The following is a 17,934-nucleotide window of genomic DNA, read 5'->3' as shown; positions in this document are numbered from 1 at the left end:
GAATTTTGCTACACAAGTGAATGGTGAGTTTTTTAAATGAGTAAAAATATTTGAACCATTAAGATGAATAAGTTTTAAAGATGATTTAAGGAAATGTCTGAAGATATTTTAAGCAGAATGCTTAATTCAGATTTATCTGAAACTTAAAAAAACTCAAAAACTTTAATGGTTCAATTTTTACCAGTAATAATTTGATAGATTGACAAGCGAAGCAAATTGACCATTCACCATTCACCATTCACTCTTTCACCTCCTCACATCTTCTCTGTTTCCAGAATTTTCAAAACCAATTTTTCCTCATGTGTTAATCCCGCTTTTCCATCATTTTCTTCAATCACTTCAAGCTCATCGAGATATTTTTTGATCGTATTGTTTTCGTAAAGATTGATCACTAAAGGATGAACATAATATTTTCTGCAAACAGTACTTGTGTTCCCAAGATGTTCAGCAACAATATCCAAAGCAGCTTTTACTTTCTTTTTGTATTGAGTATTGTTTTCAGCATAGCCGATTTCTTTGAAGGCAATCAGAGCATTTACTGTTCCGGACCATGTTCTGAAATCTTTGGCTGTAAAGTCTTCTCCGCTTAATTCTTTGATGTAATCATTCACCATTCCGGAATCTACAGAATGTTTGTTTCCTTCATTATCAAGATATTGAAACAGCTCTTTTCCAGGAATTTCTTTGCATTTCATAATGAGTTTTGCCAGTCTTTTACTTTTCAGATTGACATTGTGCATTACTCCTTTTTTTCCTTTAAATGAAAAATTGATTTTCTGCCCTTCAACTTTTACATGCTTTTCCTTTAGAGTCGTTAAACCGAATGAACCATACAGTTTTTCATAAATATTATTTCCGATACGGATATTCGTCCGTTGCATTAAACTGACAATCAATGCTAAAACTTTTCTTTTATCAAAATTTCTTAAAGCTAAATCTTTCTCGAGCTGCAATCTGATTTCGGGTAAAGCATATCCAAACTGGAGCATTCTGTAAAATTTAGTATGATTTCTCAGCGCACTCCAAAGTGGATGATAACGGTATTGTTTCCTGTTTTTCACATCAAAACCTGTCGCCTGAAGATGCCCATTGTCTAAAGCACAAATCCAGACATTTTCCCATGCCGGAGGAATAACCAAGCTGTTAATCCGTTTAATTTCTTCCTTATCTTTTACTCTTTCATCGCCTTTAAAATATTGAAATTTTTTACCTCTTTTCCGACGAATAATACCGGAAGCTTCTGCATCCGACGTGTAAATCAAATTTACAGCCTTTGCAGAAGCTACTGGATCTTTCATGATTTTTATGATCCTGGAAGGTTTAAGATGAGAAATAATTTCTAGATCTGAATTTTCCATAAAATCATTTTATGAGTTTTTACCTCTGGAAAACAGCCAAAATATAATCCCTAAAATCCCCACAACAACGATAATTCCCCACCACATTCCTGCTTTAAAAATTGTTTCTACTGCTTCGCAGCTTGTAAGTAGCATAAGGCTCATGATAGCCATGCTGAATAAAGTCAACTTTTTCATAATATATAATTTTAGGTTTATTATTTTAAATTCGATGAAAATCTGCTCTCCAGATTTTAATAGATCTTTTTATTTCGTCGCCTGAAATATTTTCTTTTAAAGCTTTTTCAAGTAAAACTTTAAACTCATCATCATAAGCAAATCTTAAAGCCGAAATCTGACTGAAATTAAGCTTCTCCTCGACTTCGTCTAATCTTACATTAAAAAGTTCAAAATATCTTTGCTTAAATTCGAATCTCACCAAACGGTCTTGCAATCCTAAAGCGTAATGTTGGCGAAGCATCAGTGCCAAATACAGAATTAAAAATATAATTATGGAAAACAGAATCCATACAATCTGATGTTCTGAATCGCTGAATATTTTATAGATTCCAAAAATTTCCAAAACCAACAACAATGGTAAATAAACAAAATGATGTGGCGGATAATATTTTCTGTGATTTTTGTAATTCTGCGTTTCCATAGAGGTAGAGTAGCAAGAACCTTTCCAAAATGTTTTGACTTATTAATTTGTGGTATGTAAACAGGTTGGAAGCCGGATGTTTGGTGTTGGAAGTAAGTTTGGTTTGCATGTTTATGGTTTCTATTTTACAAGAAATTTTGTGAAAAAAAATGAAAAGAAATTAATACTGTATCCCAATTAAACTTTCCTCTTCCAGCTTCCAGCATCTATCCTCACCACTAAAAAACTTTGTACATATTTTAACGATTGCAATCAGCATTAATTCGTAACTTCACGTCTTTAAAATTATTAAAATAATGACTTCAAAGGAAAAAGTAGCTGCGCTTCGTGAAGAAATGCAGAAAAATAATGTTGATGCATTTATAGTATATTCTGCAGATCCTCATATGAGCGAATATATGCCTGAAGAATGGCAGGAAAGAGCCTGGATTTCAGGTTTTCTTGGTTCCGCAGGCTTTGTGGTAATTACAAAAGATAAAGCCGGACTTTGGACAGACGGAAGATATTTTACACAAGCTCCTATCGAATTAGCTGGTTCTGGAATTGATCTTTTCAAAGACGGAATGGAAGGAACTCCGAATTATATCGACTGGATTATTTCTGAAATCCCTCCAAGCGGAAAAGTGGCAGTAAATGCTTTGGCAACATCGCATTCCAACTGGGAACTTCTGTACCAAAAACTGAATTCAAAAAATTTAACTTTAGTTGATATTCCTTTATTAAAAGAAGTATGGAAAGAAAGAGGAACTCCTTCGAAAAATCCAATCTTCACACATCCAGTCGAAAGAGCAGGAAAATCTGTTGCTGATAAAATTTCTGCAATCCGCCAGAAAATGGAAGAGCTGGAAGTTGGTGTGCATGTAATTTCCAGTCTTGATGATGTAGCCTGGACCTTAAATTTAAGGGGAAGTGATGTAGAAAGTAATCCTGTATTTTTAGGATATATTTTAATTACTAAAAATGATGCAATTCTCTTCACCGACCTTGAAAAAATGGAAGTTGAGGCCAGAAAACAGATGGATGAAGCCTGGGTAAAAATGATGCCTTACGAAGAATTTTATAATCATTTAAGAACCATAAAAAACGAGAAAGTTTTAGTTTCACCGAACAGCAATCAGTCGATATTTGAAGCTTTAAAGATTGGCAATACGTTTGTAAAATCTGCCGTACCTGGAAATCTGATGAAAGCTCAAAAAAACGAGACTGAACTGGAAGGTTTCAGAAAAGTGATGGTGAGAGACGGTGTTGCAATGGTAAAATTTCTTTACTGGCTGAATCACAATGCGGGAAAAGAAGCTATGACCGAATATTCTATCGGGCAAAAACTGAGAGAATTCCGTGCTGCAGGAGAAAATTTTGTGGGTGAAAGTTTCGGAAGCATTGTTGGTTTTAAAGAAAATGGTGCGATGATGCATTATTCCGCAAAAAGCGAAGGAAGTAAAGAAGTGACCAATGATGCAAGTATTTTAGTTGACTCAGGAGGACAATATCTGGAAGGAACGACGGATATTACCAGAACTTTTGCTTTGGGAACGGTTTCTGAAGAATTTAAAATTAATTCTACTTTGGTTTTGCAGGGAATGATTCGTCTTTCAATGGTGAAATTTCCAAAAGGAACAAGAGGAGTTCAGCTTGATGCGATTGCAAGACTTCCTCTCTGGATGAATGCAAAAGATTACAACCACGGAACCGGTCACGGTGTCGGAAGTTTTATGAACGTTCATGAAGGACCACAAAACATCAGAAAAGATATGAATCCGCAGGAACTTATGGTGGGAATGGTTGTTTCGAACGAACCGGGGTATTATTTAGAAGGCGATTACGGAATCCGTCATGAAAATCTGATTGCCGTAAAAGAAGCTGAAACTACGATTCACGGAACTTTTTATGAGTTTGAAACGTTAACTTTCTGTCCGTTCTTTAAAAATGATATTGTAAAAGAAATTCTCTCACAGGATGAAATCAATTGGTTGAATTCTTATCATAAAACGTGTGAAGAAAAATTGGCATCACATTTAGAAGGAGAAGTCAAAGATTGGTTTTTGGAATTGGTGAGCCCGATTTAATGGTGAATTGTGAATTGTCAATCGTGAATTTTCTAAATTAAATCGATAAGATTTTATTTAAGTAGTTTAGACTAAAATTTGCTTCGTTTTTAATAATTTATCACATATAATTGTCCTGCATTAAATTTTGCAGGACATTTTATTTTTTAATCAGTTCAATATATTTCTCTCCGCAATCATCAAAGACAACATAATAATTCATTGAGTTGCCATAATTCTGAATGGTGATTTGATCTTTGTACAATGAGCCGGAAACACTGTTCGGTAACTCCAGATTTTTATCGATGGGTTCACCTTCATTATCTAATCCGCCCAAATATTCGCTCCATTCTATATTTTTGAAGGTAATATAATAACCATCTTTTTTCTCGTTTAATTCGATTTCAGCATTATCAGAGAATTCGTGAGTTTCGGTTTTGAGTTTATACTTCAGCTGATTTTTTTGATAGTATAAAATCAGACTCATCCTGCAATCTTTTTCTTTTTTCACTTCATAAATACCTTCAATTTTGAATAAAATTGCTTTATTTTTCTCAGAATTATTGGGTGACGCCATTTTGTCTTCAGAGATTTTTATGATTGAACTGTCTGCTTTTTTTTTCGTATCTGAATTTCTCGCAACATATTCTACTTCTTCCCTTTTTGATATTTTTCCACGATCAAAACCTATTATAAAAATGACCGCTAAAGTAATTATGCACAACAATAAAACAGAAACTATGATTAATATTTTCTTTCGAATAGTAAGTCTGGGAATTTTTAAGATAAAGAATATCAATACGATGATAACAATTGAAACTAATGCTACAATACCCATAAAAATCAATTTTCTTAAATTTATTTAAAAGTTTTAATCGAAATACAAACATAAATTTGAATTGCATTGTTTTGTGTAATCTACAAAAAAGATGACAATTTTTCAATATTCAGAGAGATTTTGAAATGCAAGCTGCGTGTTTAGCCCTGATGGAAACGGCATCCTTTTTTGTTATTGCGACTGGGAAAAAGTTTAAAAAATGCTTCATTTTGTTCGCAATAACAAAAAAGATACAGTGGACAGCAGGTTCCCGGCTTCTAAAAAAAGAAATTTGAACTTTGAGTACGGAAAAGATTGAGTTTGTGAATGATTTTACTAAATAATGTTGTAGGATGCATTTTGAGTATTTTACCTTGTAAATTTCCGTAATTTTGCAGGATGAATAACGATACCATTTGCGCACTTGCAACCGCCAACGGAATAGGAGCTCTAGGAATTATCAGAATTTCGGGAAATGAGGCATTACCAGTAGTTCAGAAATGTTTTCCTTCGAAAAAACTTGAAAAACAAAAATCTCACACCATTCATTACGGTTACTTTATGGATCAAGATGAGGCGATTGACGAGGTGATGCTTTCTATTTTTTTGGCACCAAGAACTTTCACTACAGAAAATTCTGTGGAAATTACATTCCACGGTTCGCCGCATATTGCTAAACGTATTCTGGAAACTTTGATTAAAAACGGCGCAAGAATGGCAAAAGCAGGAGAATTTACGCTTCGGGCTTTTATCAATGGAAGAATCGACCTTTCTCAGGCCGAAGCGATTGCCGATGTCATTGCTTCTGAAAATGAAGCTTCCAGAAAAGTGGCTATCAATCAGCTAAAAGGCGGAATTACGAATGAAATTTCATTTTTAAGAACCGATTTGCTGAATTTTGTTTCATTGATTGAGCTGGAACTTGATTTTGCGGAAGAAGATGTGGAATTTGCAGATCGTTCAGCATTGAATCAGCTTTTAGATAAAATTGAATTAAAATTAAATTCACTCATTGAAAGTTTCCAATACGGAAATGCTATTAAAAACGGAACTGCAGTTGCCATTATAGGAAAGCCAAATGCCGGAAAATCTACCCTTTTAAATGCTTTATTAAAAGAAGAAAGGGCAATTGTAAGTAGCATTGCAGGAACAACCAGAGATACTATTGAGGAAGTTTTACACATTAAAGGTCATGCATTTCGTCTCATCGATACTGCTGGTTTGCGTGAAACAATTGACGAAATTGAAGCCATCGGAGTGAAAAAAGCCAAGGAAAAGGTGGAAAATGCAGATATTCTGGTTTATTTAGCCGACGTTGCAACAAAAGATTTTTCGGATGATATTGAGATGATAAAATCTTTAGTGAGAGACGGTTTAAAACTGATAATATGTGCCACAAAAATTGACGAAGTAATCCCGACTCAATATGAAAATGTAGAACAAATTTTCAGGAACGAAATTTCTCAGGATTTTGATTTTATAAAAATTTCAGCCGTAGAAAATCAGAATATTCAGGATTTAAAGAATGAATTATCTTCGTATGTTGAACAGTTAAAAACCTCTGAAAATAATGTGATTATCACCAATCAACGTCACTTTGAAGCTTTACAAAAATCTTTGCAAGCCATTGATAAAGTAAAAGAAGCGATTAATTTTCGAATTTCAACTGAGCTTCTAGCTTATGAACTAAGAAATGCACTGGAATATCTTGGTGAAATTTCCGGTGAAGTTACTAACGATGAGGTATTGGGGAATATTTTCTCTAAGTTTTGTATCGGAAAGTAAAATCTAAATTTTCATCTTTACAATTAGCAAATCAATAACAAGCGATATTCTCCCTCATTTTCTATGGGAGCACGATGAACGCAGGGTAAAACTTTTTGTTCGGGATGATCTACCGCTAATCTCCAAAGATGACCAGTTCCTAAATTGACTGGTTGAGCATCAGAATTTGGTTGATAATGTAAATCAAAGAAATTTTCTTGAAGAAAAGTCTTAAAATCTTCTTCATTTCCATCATGTAATTCTTGAAGCTTTTCTCGGATTTCGGGAATCAATATTTTCTGGGTAACCTGATTATTGGGAATGATATCGCTTGCAGCCCCATAATAAGTACACAAAAAAGTATCTGTTCCTACCGGTGAACGGTCGACATGAAAGGAATATACATCTGTTGAAATAAAATCAAACTCATCATCCCTTTCATAATTTTTAAGCAAATTAAAAGATGGAGAAGCTCCTAAATCTGTCAATAATTGTATATCGTTTAAAATAATATCTCTCGCTGCGATCCCTTTTTCTGACAGCTGTAATCCTAAAAGGTCTTCAACTGAAATTTCTGTGATATTTTCTTTTAATTGAAGTTGAGAGACAATTTCTTTAAAATCTCCTATTAGATTTCTTTTCCAACAAAGGGCATTAATGTTTCCATGAAAATTGGTATTGATAAGATCTGAAAATGTAGAAACAACTTTAATTTGATTATCATGATTTCGCTCATCATTTATATTTTGACACATTTTTACCAAGGATTTGAAATTGATCTGAGACATACAATTAATTATATTAAAACTACGGAAATTACTCTATAAAATATTAAAGAAAAGCACAGATAAAATGTACAAGAATAAGAATTAGTTATAATAAAAAAAGCGAGTTTGCTTTTCAACAAACTCGCTTTTAAATTTAATTCGAAAATTAATCGACAATTTCGTACTCTACCGGGATAATACCTTTGCTAATCCCGCCAATTTCATCGAACGCAGCTTTAGACATATCTAATGCTCTTGATGAATGAAAAGGCCCTCTATCATTAATCGTTACAATTACCTCTTCTCCATTATTCAGATTGGTTACCTTAATTTCAGTTCCAAAAGGAAGCGTTCTGTGCGCTGCAGTGAGTTTAGAATTATTAAAAACTTCTCCGCTTGCTGTTTTTCTACCATTAAATTTGTCGTGGTAGTACGACGCATAACTTGTTTTCTTCGCATCTTCGGCATTATTCTTGAAAGAATAAATACCTAGTGTTGAAATCATCATTATGATTACGAGAATGAATCTTTTCATCATGTTGAACTTTTACTTGTTTGACTAGGCAAAAGTATACTGAAACTTTCTAGCTACCTATTTTAAAAGTTAACAAACGTTAAATAAAACTTAAATAAAACTTAATTATCTACGTAACTACCTATTAATAGGGGTTTTAAAGCACGGTGTTAAAAAATGTTAAAAAAAGATGATAAAAGTTAATATAATTAACTAATTCTACTAAAATTGCAATTTTAAAAAACTATAAAATTCTAGTAATCAACACTTTAAATAAAATAGGATATTTGTAAAATCTCCTATAATCGATTCAAAACAATGAAAACTTGTTAACAAAATAAAAGATATTTTAAAGACACTGAAAATTATTAAAGCTCTTCTTTTCGTTGTTATAGTGGTGCTTCTCAATTAGATTTTTTCAGATTGAAAAGGAAATTATCAAAATCATTATCCAATATTTAACTAAATATTCAGACTGAATTTTAACGAAAATAAAAAAACCAATGAAAAATCATTGGTTTTACTTTTATATCTTAGTTAAACAAGTTCTCCGTATAAATCAAATTCTTCTGCGGAAGTTATTTTCACATTGGCAAAATCCCCAATCGAAATGTAAGTATCCTCTGCAGAGACCAAAACAGTGTTATCAACATCCGGAGAATCATATTCTGTACGTCCTATGAAGTAGTTTCCTTCTTTTCTGTCGAAAACGCATTTATAAACCTCTCCTATTCTCGCTTGATTTTTATCCCAAGAAATTTGAGACTGCAGTTCCATGATTTCTTCTACTCTAGCCTCTTTCACTTCCTGCGGAATATCATCTTCCAACACATAAGCTCCTGTATTTTCTTCATGAGAATAAGTGAAACATCCTAATCTGTCGAATTTCTGCTCTCTTACCCAGTCTTTCAACTCCTGAAATCTTTCTTCAGTTTCACCAGGATAACCTACGATTAAAGTAGTTCTGATTGCCATATCCGGAACTTTCTCTCTGAATTTATCCAAAAGCGCATTTGTTTTTTCATGAGTAGTTCCTCTTTTCATAGATTTCAACAAATCTGAATTGATATGCTGAAGCGGAATATCTATATAATTACAAACCTTCGGCTCTTCACGGATAATATCCAAAACATCCTCCGGAAAACCACTTGGAAAAGCATAATGAAGGCGAATCCATTCAATTCCTTCTACTTTTACCAATTCTTTTAAAAGTTCGCCTAAAGCTCTTTTCTTGTAAATATCTAAACCGTAATATGTCAAATCCTGAGCAATAAGAATTAATTCTTTAACTCCTACTTTAGCCAGCTTCTGAGATTCTTTTACCAATTTTTCAATCGGTGTAGAAATGTGACCTCCTCTCATCAAAGGAATTGCACAGAAAGAACAAGGCCTATCACAACCTTCTGAGATTTTAAGATAAGCGTAATGTTTTGGCGTGGTTGTTAATCTTTCACCTACCAATTCATGTTTATAATCTGCTCCTAAATGCTTCAATAATATAGGCAGATCTCTCGTCCCAAAATATTGATCAACATCCGGAATTTCTTTAATCAAATCTGGTTTATATCTCTCGGAAAGACATCCTGTAACAAAAACTTTCTCTACCTCTCCTCTGTTTTTTGCCTCAACATAATCTAAAATAGTATTGATTGATTCTTCTTTTGCATTATCGATAAATCCGCAAGTGTTTATTACTACAATATCACCTCTGTCTTCGTGCACAACTTCTTTTCCGTTGGCTTTCAGCTGGCTCATCAACACTTCAGAATCGTAAACGTTTTTGGAGCAACCCAACGTTACGATGTTTATCTTCTTTTTACCTACAGATTTTGTGCGCATTTTATATTGAATAATAAGTAATTAGTAATCAGTAATTTTTGTGGCTGCAAATTTACGCATAAAAAAAGAACCGAAAGATTCGGCTCTCTATTTAGATTAATTATAAACAATATTGAATTTAAATTTCAATCAATAAGCTTGATCATCACCTTTCGCAATATTATATAGTGTTAAGAATATAATTTTCATATCTAAAAAGAAAGACCAATTCTGGATGTACCAAACATCTTTTTCAATTCTTTTTTCCATATCTTTATGTGAGAATATCTCACCTCTGGCTCCCATAACCTGCGCCCAGCCTGTGATTCCCGGTTTCACGATGTGCCTCGTCATGTATTTTTTGGTGATCTTAGAATACATTTCCGTTTGTGACAACATGTGCGGTCTGGGACCAACTACCGACATCTCGCCTAGAAAAACATTAATAAATTGCGGAAGCTCATCAATGCTGGTTTTCCGTATAAAGGCACCAAATTTTGTAATCCTCGAGTCGTTTTTTATTGCAGTCTGAACATCAGCATTTTTATTGCTCTTCATGCTTCTGAATTTAATACAATTGAACGGCTCATTATTAAGACCTGATCTTTTTTGAATAAAAAAAGGAGATTCGTTACTTTCTAATTTTACAATCAGTGCAACAAGAGGTATTATCCAAGAGAGTAAAAATATAATAACGAAAATTGAGAAACAAATATCAAAAACTCTTTTAAGTATTTGTTTTTTTTGATTTGAAAGAGGTTCACGAATTAGTTTAAGAAAAGGAACTTCGTGAATTACGTCAAAATAATTTGGACCTAAATTGGCATATTTAAAATCAGGAACCATATATATTCTTATCATTTTATGTTCCGCCACCTCCACAATTTCTTTATAAACATCAACTTTAATATTGTCGTCACAGAATATTATACTGCTTATTTTCGTATTCTCTATATCCTGCAACAATTTATTAAGATCTCCCAAATATTGGTTTTTTGTTTCCTTATTTTCGTCATTATATGTACCTCGAATTCCTAAAGATCTTCGTAAATATTTATTTGCTAAAAGTGAGGTTGAGAGCTTATTTTCCCCTACAAGTACGGTGTTGAATGAATAAAACTTCCTGCCAAGTTTCACTCTATTTTTTTTCCTGTATAAGAATAAAATAAACCTGGTAAGGGTCATAAAAAACCCGATTAAAAGAAAATACAAAATTATATTTCTGTAATTAATTTTTACAGAAAATATAAGACTTAGATAAACTGCTGTCGAGAGAATAAGCAAAATGAAAGATTTTGCCAGTGCATTAAAATTTAATGACGATTCTCTGATTTTTAAAATTTTATATGGCTTTGTGATACTCGTAATTACAAACCATGATAGATTGAGAAGAATAAACTGTGTACGAAAGTTTTGCTCAAAATTAGTTTCGGTAAATTCAAAAAAATATAATTTTCCAAAAATGAAAATGATATTGATAAAGATGTAATCTATTATCAAAAAAATTTTCTGTAAATGTTTAAAAAAATAAACTGACATATTTCACGATCCTACCTTCAAATTATAATCTTTCATGCAAAAATTATAACCTGTAACTTAATTCTTTATTGACTTCTAATATATTAAAAATTTTTTAAAGAAAATGGTGGCAAAATTTTGTCTTTATCAGAAAGAATAATATCGCCTTCAGGAAGCTGCCAATCTATATTGAGTTCTGTATCATTCCAAAGTACTCCTCCTTCAGATGCTTTATCATAAAAATTATCACATTTATAAGAAAAAACAGCCGTTTCGCTTAATACCGAAAAACCATGCCCAAAACCTCTAGGTACGTATAATTGTAATTTATTATCACTTGTAAGTTCAATAGAAAACCATTGACCAAAAGTAGGAGAATCTTCTCTAAGATCAACCGCCACATCCAAAACTTTTCCTTCCAGACAAGATACTAATTTTGCCTGGGCTTTATCTCCTTTTTGTAAGTGCAATCCTCTAAGAACGCCATAACTGGATTTAGAAATATTGTCCTGAACAAAATGCCCATTCATTCCTGTTAAATCTTGAAAATTTTGTTCGTTGAATTTTTCGTAAAAATAACCTCTATCATCTTCGAAAACAGTAGGTTCAATAATATAACAGTCTTTAAGCGGTGTTTCTTTTATTTTCATTATTTATATGACTGTATTTAACTGTCATTCCTTTAATTTACAAATATAAAAAATGTAAATATTTTTATTGAACATTTAGTTTATAAATATGTATGAGATTCATAAAATTTCGATTTTTGTTATACTCTGATAATGCTTTTTTATATGAATTTCTACCCATTTCAACGATTTCACTTTCAGTCGTAAATGCTTTAATCTTATCTACAGCATCTTGTTCGTTCTTGTAAATAAATCCGTTATACCCATTATCAACAGTATCTTTATTTCCTATCACATTACTAACCAAGAGAGGTTTTTGCATTGCCATTGCTTCTAAAATTGCAATAGGTAAACCTTCCCATAATGATACTTGCAAATAAAGATCCAGTGCATTTATCTTTTGCAAAAGTTCTTCCCTTGTTCTTACCCAACCCGTCACTTGTATATTATTTGCAGTGATCTCATCTATCAGCTCACCATCTCCTATCCATATAAACTTGATGTGGGGAAGTTTCAAGGCTATATCATTAAATGCTCGAGGATTTTTCTGAGGTGTTAATCTCCCGACAGTTCCTACTGTAAATGACTTATTATTTACTTTGGAGTAAACTTTATTGGGTAATTTAAAATCAACACCGTTTCTAACTAAAATTGTTTTGCCTATTTTTTTTCCAATCGTGTATTCTGTATTTCCAGATGCAATGATAGTTCCTCCCATCAAAAACTGCATTGCAAGTTCTATTATTTTAAAGAAAAGAATTTTAGTTTTTGAAATATTCTGCTGAACAAAAGAAAAACCGTGAGGTGAGTAATATATATTTTTATTTGATATTAAACCATAGCCTGCCAATCTACCTATAACACCGGCTTTTGCAGAATGAAGATGCAGAATGTCTGGTTTTATTTCTTTAAATATTTTTCTCGTCTTTTTTATTACAATATTATCCTTGATAAGATTTACGGAACGTTGCATTTCCAATTTATGCAGAATAATATTTGGATGAATTTCTTTTAAAAATAATTCTTTATCTAACTCTGATCGATTTGGACTATAAATTAAATGGATTTCACAATGAATAGCTGATTGATTTTCAGCCAAAAAGTTACATAAATCCTTGACATACGTATAAACTCCTCCCCCAAAAGCTTCTACAAAGTGAGCTATAATGTATTTTTTTTCCAAAATAGTATTTTATAAATCAGTCGCAAATATAACTTTTTAAAATCGACTTAGAAATATATTATTTTTTTGAAACTACTAAATAATACAAGCTTTTAGCTTTTAAATTTTTCACAGTAATAGATATATTATTATTGCGTATAACTATTTGCTTTAACGCTATTAAATTAGGTTCATTAACAGTTAATGACCCATTATTTGGAATTTCATATATTTTGAAAATTTTATTTTGAAACGATTTTTTATCTTTGATATTTTTTAAATTGACTGTATAGTTTTCCTTATTTTTGTCAGAGGTATTTCCCAATAACAAAGAAAGATTATTATTTTTATCATAAGATGCAATACTAAGTATTTCTTTATTATATGATTCAGATGTAATTCTTTTGGCTAGACTTTCTGCATAATATTTGTAAACCCACCATGAGGCTCTGTACTTACCATCTTGTGACAATATTCCATCCATTGAATTATTCCAACAGCTATTTTCACCTTTCATATCAGGATTATCCCAACATGCTTTGCAACCTCCTTGTGCATTGCCTTTTTCTAATGAATAGAGATAAGTAAATAAGGTAAGAGGATTAAATTGTTCATCTAAACCAACAATTTCAGGAATATAAATGCTTCTGACTCCTAAATTGGGGTACTTTTTTATCAGTTCTCTCGCCGCTTTAATATTATCCTGTAATTTTAATGCACTTTTTTGATTACCCAAATCATGCCAGTTTAAAATGTCTAATTTTATATTATTTTTACTACAATAATCTAAAAAAGCTGTTATATATTCTATATTAAATTCGCTGATTGAGGGTCCTGTTATCATAGCATTACTGCCATTTATTGAAGATCTCAAAGCATCATGTGCAACTTTGAATGTCTTAAAATATTCTTCTCTAGTTCCACCCCAAACATCTTTTACATTGGGCTCGTTCCATACATCAAAAACAACTTTTGATCCTAAATCCTGATATAAACTTTTAATCATTGTAGTAAATTTCCGGGGATCGTCTGAAGGTCGAATCCAACCACCTTTTTCTTTATACCAATGTTCTTCATCATAAATGTCACTCAAAACAATTATAGGTACTATATTGTATTTCAGTAGAATATTTACCTGCTCTTTTCTTTTTATTGGATTATCTTTAAGTTTAGCACCAAACCTCCAATATTTTGGTTTCAGCTCTATTATATTTTTTTCGAGGGGTTCTAAATCATTAAAATGTAAAAAACCTGCTACAGATTCTTTTTTCTGACTTTTTAAAGATAAATCTACAGTCAATTCATCAATCTTATTTGAAAGATTTTGACTTTTTGCATTAATAAAAGAATTAATTATTATTATAAAAAATAAAAACTTCTTACTCATCGCATAATTATTTTTGATAAAAACTAAAATCTGATTACCTCTCGTAGAATTTCTACAGAATTATTCCAATCGAATCTTTTTACATTTCTTAAACCTTTTTTAACAAGTTGAGACTTTAATTCCGGATTATTGTAAAAATATATAATTTTTTCTTCTAAATTTTCTGCAGAAGATGGATTAAAATATAAAACAGAATCACTTAAAATTTCCGGCATACTTGCCTGATTTGATGATATTACCGGACAGCCACAAGCTTGAGCCTCTAATGGAGGAATACCAAAACCTTCATAAAGAGAAGGAAATATAAAAAGTGATGCATTTTGATATAATGAGATTAATTCATGATCATCTACTCTACCTAAAAAACGAATTCTGCCTTGCTTTTCTAAATCTTCAACATCTAATTGGATATTATTAAATGATTTTAAAGAAGAATATCCTACAATAAATAAATCTACGTCTTTCTGTGTATGCTGTATATTTTTAAAAGCATCAATTAAGCCTTGAAAATTTTTATGAAAATTTCTTGAAGACACAGCCAAAATATATTTTCGATTCGAAACATTTTTTTGTTCTATGTTGATAAATTGATTAGTATCCACACCATTGTATATAACTATAAATTTATCTTTAGTAATATTATAGTAATTTGAAATTTCATTTTTTGAAAAATCACTTACTGTAATAATTTTTTTAGAATTTTTCAGCATTAATGGTACAATCAATTTATAAAATTGTACAAATTTTTTAGAAAAACTTTCAGGATACCTTATGTAGGTGATATCATGATGTGTAACAATTTGGGGGTTATAAAAAATAGGAGCTGTGCTGCAAAGGTTGAGGAGTAATGGCGAATTATTTTTTTTTAAATAGACAGGAAGATCAACTTGCTCCCAGAGGTGTCCTTGAAAACTACCAATAACTTTTGCATTAAGCTCATCTGCAAGATTTGAATGAATAATTCCTTTGGGTGAAACAAATTCTACATGAATATCGTGACTGTTTTTGAGACGCTTTGACAATTCTATAGCGAATCTTTGTACCCCAGTAATAGCTTGTGTTAAGAAACGAGCATTTACAATTACTTTCATTCTATTTCAGTTATTACATTATCTTCTTCCTCATATCCGTTGAGCTCTTTCCATTGATCAATATTTAAAACTGCTACTATAATTACCCATGTAATAAAAACCGCAGTTGGCTCCTGTAAGATAGGGAAAATTGAAGAATATGCCATCCAAGGTATTATATAAAACAGCAAATACTTATTGTTTGTCGTAAAAATTAGTTTATTGAAAAGTAAAATCAATAAAAAAATACCAACTATACCAAAACAGACAATTAAAGACAGCCATGAGTTTTCAAAATCATACCAATCTTCTGCCCTAGGAGAAAAATAGTTTCCAGAAACTCCTAATAAAAAACTTTCTTTTGCTTTATCTATACCATCTAATAGCAAAATCATTCTCAAACTGTCTGATAGTGTTTCATTATCATGATTTGCAGTTTGTCCTGATATTACATTTTTGAATATTACAACAACAGAGATACCTACAACTACAAGAAAATTATATATTTTAATTTTATGAAGATTAAATTTAGTATAAAAATAAACTCCTACTGTAATTATGGTTAAGAAAACACCTGCCCGAGTATTACAGTAAAAAATTGAAATCAACATTAATATTGTAAAAACAAAACGTATAATTTTGTTTAAATTCTTATTAAACAAAACTGTAAGAGCAATAAACCATGAATATTGACTAAATGCCATAGGACTCACAAAACTAAATCTTGCGCGTACATCATCACCTCTCAGAAAGAAACCAGATGAACCTTTCTCACCATCAATTTCAAAAAACATAGAGTCTCTTACAGGAATTTCATAAAAAAAAACAAATACAAAACCTGCAGTCATAATCCCGATAAGAATATAAAGGTCTGTCTTAAATGACCTTACATTTATATATCGGAAATAGAGGTAGAGAGGGGGGCCCATCAAAAACCATGTTAAATACTCTAAATAATCATACCCTTGTACAATTTGGAACAAAATTGTAAGAAACAATCCTAAAAAGTACCAAAGAAAAAATTTATTTTTTATAAAAACATTGAACCCAACTAAACTAAGGAAAATATAAAGTCCGTCTTTCCACAAAGAAGTACCTATGAATTTTGAAAGTAAAGGATACATTGGGAAAAAGATAAAATAAAATCTCAATAACAACAGGTAAATCTTGTTACAGTGATACTCTGGAACAAGATTGTCTATTTCTTCGTTTTCTAGTGACATTAAACTCATTTTTCTTTTAGAAAGATTATTTAGTAGAATTTATTTAAATTTTATTCATCTAAAAAAGTAAATTATTTCGATTTCAAAAAATCAATAAGCTTTATAATGCTTATAGCGGGATTTTGACTTGCTTTTCTTAAATTTTCTTCATCAATATACTTAATTACACTTTTTTTAAAGCCCTCATTATCAGTTGAATTTATATAAGTTATCATATTTAGATGTGCAGCGATATTACCTGCTTCACGCAGTTCGGGTATATCTGAAGTTATTACAGGTGTACCACAAAGAAGTGCTTCTCTCACGGGAATTCCGAAACCTTCATATAGTGATGGAAATACAAATAGTTTTGCACCAGAATATAACATTGGTAAATCTAACTCGCTAACATATCCTAATGTCTGAACATTATCCGAATACTTATTTATTAATATTTGAATGTTTTTATCGTTCCATCCTTTGAGACCAACAATTATTAATTTTATGTTATTAATTTTTTTTTGTTCCAATAGTGCTGTAAAATTATTTAGAACAAAGATTAAATTTTTTCTCGGCTCAAGATTACCTACAAATAATATATAATCTCCTTTTATTTTATAGTTAGCTAAAACTTCATCAATTTCGTTTTGAGATTTTTGATGATAAATATTAGATACTGAAGGATTTATAATTTCATCAGTCTGTCTTTTTAAATAATGTAATAACTTATCAGCAGTTCCTAAGCTATTAGATATTACAAAATCTGCACTTGCAACATCTTTTTCAAAATACATCAAATGGGTCAAATAATGCATTTTACCCATTGTCTCCGGGACTAATTTTGCATTAAAATCATGTATTATTACTATTCTTTTAACATTAGAAGGTAATACAGGAAAGAATCCGGTAGTAGAAATAAAAAAATCTAAATCATCATCTTTTATATGTTTGCCTGCAAAAAACTTCAACCAAACTTTTCCTGGCATTTTACCATATAATCTATTAGAAAATTGCCTTTTTTTAATATTGGAATTACAGTAATCTGATAAGAAAATTTCTCGATTTGAATAGGCAAAATAACCTGCATCGGGAATTTTTTTTACGATCTCCTCGATTACATTCATTACATACTTCCCAATTCCGCTTGGATTTTTCTGTAAAGGAAAAGCATCAAAACCTATTTTCATATTTTAAAATTAAGAAGAAAATATTTTTTCATTAAGCATCTTACCTAAATTATATA

The 17,934-nt window shown here is 31.2% G+C and carries 16 protein-coding genes; 2 read left to right on the top strand and 14 right to left on the bottom strand.

Features of this window, described 5'->3' with window-relative positions; genetic code table 11:
* Positions 1–254: 254 nt before the first annotated feature.
* From ACOOWA_RS02680 to ACOOWA_RS02670, 3 genes are read right to left on the bottom strand one after another with little or no spacing between them, the layout of a single operon-like run.
* Positions 255–1,358, bottom strand: coding sequence for a DNA topoisomerase IB (locus tag ACOOWA_RS02680; RefSeq protein WP_421373047.1), 1,104 nt, complete (start codon positions 1,356–1,358; stop codon positions 255–257).
* 9 nt (positions 1,359–1,367) lie between these two features.
* Positions 1,368–1,535, bottom strand: coding sequence for a phosphatidate cytidylyltransferase (locus ACOOWA_RS02675; RefSeq protein ID WP_421373046.1), 168 nt, complete (start codon positions 1,533–1,535; stop codon positions 1,368–1,370).
* A gap of 25 nt (positions 1,536–1,560) precedes the next feature.
* Positions 1,561–1,998, bottom strand: a complete 438-nt coding sequence (locus ACOOWA_RS02670; protein WP_421373045.1) for a DUF6526 family protein — start codon at positions 1,996–1,998, stop codon at positions 1,561–1,563.
* A 296-nt stretch (positions 1,999–2,294) separates the two neighbouring features.
* Here ACOOWA_RS02670 and ACOOWA_RS02665 point away from each other — a divergent pair, with 296 nt between their 5' ends.
* Positions 2,295–4,064 (top strand): aminopeptidase P family protein, encoded by a 1,770-nt coding sequence (locus ACOOWA_RS02665; protein WP_421373044.1) that lies wholly within the window; start codon positions 2,295–2,297, stop codon positions 4,062–4,064.
* Positions 4,065–4,203: 139 nt separating this feature from the next.
* Here ACOOWA_RS02665 and ACOOWA_RS02660 read toward each other — a convergent pair whose 3' ends face one another.
* The gene (locus tag ACOOWA_RS02660; protein ID WP_421373043.1) at positions 4,204–4,881 is read right to left on the bottom strand and encodes a hypothetical protein; all 678 of its coding nucleotides are present in this window, start codon (positions 4,879–4,881) and stop codon (positions 4,204–4,206) included.
* 378 nt (positions 4,882–5,259) lie between these two features.
* On the opposite strand from ACOOWA_RS02660, the gene mnmE reads away from it, so the two are divergent.
* The gene (gene mnmE / locus ACOOWA_RS02655; protein ID WP_421373042.1) at positions 5,260–6,645 is read left to right on the top strand and encodes a tRNA uridine-5-carboxymethylaminomethyl(34) synthesis GTPase MnmE; all 1,386 of its coding nucleotides are present in this window, start codon (positions 5,260–5,262) and stop codon (positions 6,643–6,645) included.
* A 23-nt stretch (positions 6,646–6,668) separates the two neighbouring features.
* Here the strand turns inward: mnmE and ACOOWA_RS02650 are convergent, their stop codons facing one another.
* The 10 genes from ACOOWA_RS02650 to ACOOWA_RS02605 form a co-directional block, all read right to left on the bottom strand.
* The gene (locus tag ACOOWA_RS02650) at positions 6,669–7,379 is read right to left on the bottom strand and encodes a DUF1826 domain-containing protein (protein WP_421373041.1); all 711 of its coding nucleotides are present in this window, start codon (positions 7,377–7,379) and stop codon (positions 6,669–6,671) included.
* Between the two features lie 178 nt (positions 7,380–7,557).
* Complete coding sequence (locus ACOOWA_RS02645) at positions 7,558–7,929, bottom strand: septal ring lytic transglycosylase RlpA family protein (protein ID WP_421373039.1); 372 nt, start codon at positions 7,927–7,929, stop codon at positions 7,558–7,560.
* Positions 7,930–8,442: 513 nt separating this feature from the next.
* The gene (gene rimO, locus ACOOWA_RS02640; RefSeq protein ID WP_421373038.1) at positions 8,443–9,744 is read right to left on the bottom strand and encodes a 30S ribosomal protein S12 methylthiotransferase RimO; all 1,302 of its coding nucleotides are present in this window, start codon (positions 9,742–9,744) and stop codon (positions 8,443–8,445) included.
* Between the two features lie 129 nt (positions 9,745–9,873).
* Positions 9,874–11,262: an exopolysaccharide biosynthesis polyprenyl glycosylphosphotransferase gene (locus ACOOWA_RS02635; RefSeq protein ID WP_421373036.1), complete on the bottom strand. Its 1,389-nt coding sequence runs from the start codon at positions 11,260–11,262 to the stop codon at positions 9,874–9,876.
* A gap of 83 nt (positions 11,263–11,345) precedes the next feature.
* Positions 11,346–11,891 (bottom strand): dTDP-4-dehydrorhamnose 3,5-epimerase, encoded by a 546-nt coding sequence (gene rfbC / locus ACOOWA_RS02630; protein ID WP_421373035.1) that lies wholly within the window; start codon positions 11,889–11,891, stop codon positions 11,346–11,348.
* Between the two features lie 64 nt (positions 11,892–11,955).
* Positions 11,956–13,053, bottom strand: a complete 1,098-nt coding sequence (locus tag ACOOWA_RS02625) for a glycosyltransferase (RefSeq protein ID WP_421373033.1) — start codon at positions 13,051–13,053, stop codon at positions 11,956–11,958.
* 58 nt (positions 13,054–13,111) lie between these two features.
* Positions 13,112–14,419, bottom strand: a complete 1,308-nt coding sequence (locus tag ACOOWA_RS02620; protein ID WP_421373032.1) for a GH39 family glycosyl hydrolase — start codon at positions 14,417–14,419, stop codon at positions 13,112–13,114.
* 23 nt (positions 14,420–14,442) lie between these two features.
* Positions 14,443–15,510 (bottom strand): glycosyltransferase family 4 protein, encoded by a 1,068-nt coding sequence (locus ACOOWA_RS02615; protein ID WP_421373030.1) that lies wholly within the window; start codon positions 15,508–15,510, stop codon positions 14,443–14,445.
* On the bottom strand, positions 15,507–16,712 hold the full coding sequence (locus ACOOWA_RS02610) for an O-antigen ligase family protein (protein ID WP_421373029.1): 1,206 nt from the start codon (positions 16,710–16,712) through the stop codon (positions 15,507–15,509). Before ACOOWA_RS02610 ends, ACOOWA_RS02615 begins: the two co-directional genes overlap by 4 nt.
* A gap of 71 nt (positions 16,713–16,783) precedes the next feature.
* Positions 16,784–17,878 (bottom strand): glycosyltransferase family 4 protein, encoded by a 1,095-nt coding sequence (locus tag ACOOWA_RS02605; protein ID WP_421373028.1) that lies wholly within the window; start codon positions 17,876–17,878, stop codon positions 16,784–16,786.
* Positions 17,879–17,934 lie beyond the last annotated feature (56 nt).

This window comes from Chryseobacterium sp. GP-SGM7 (assembly GCF_049166575.1).
Taxonomy (GTDB): Bacteria; Bacteroidota; Bacteroidia; order Flavobacteriales; family Weeksellaceae; genus Chryseobacterium.
This window is presented reverse-complemented; position numbering and strand designations above follow the sequence as displayed.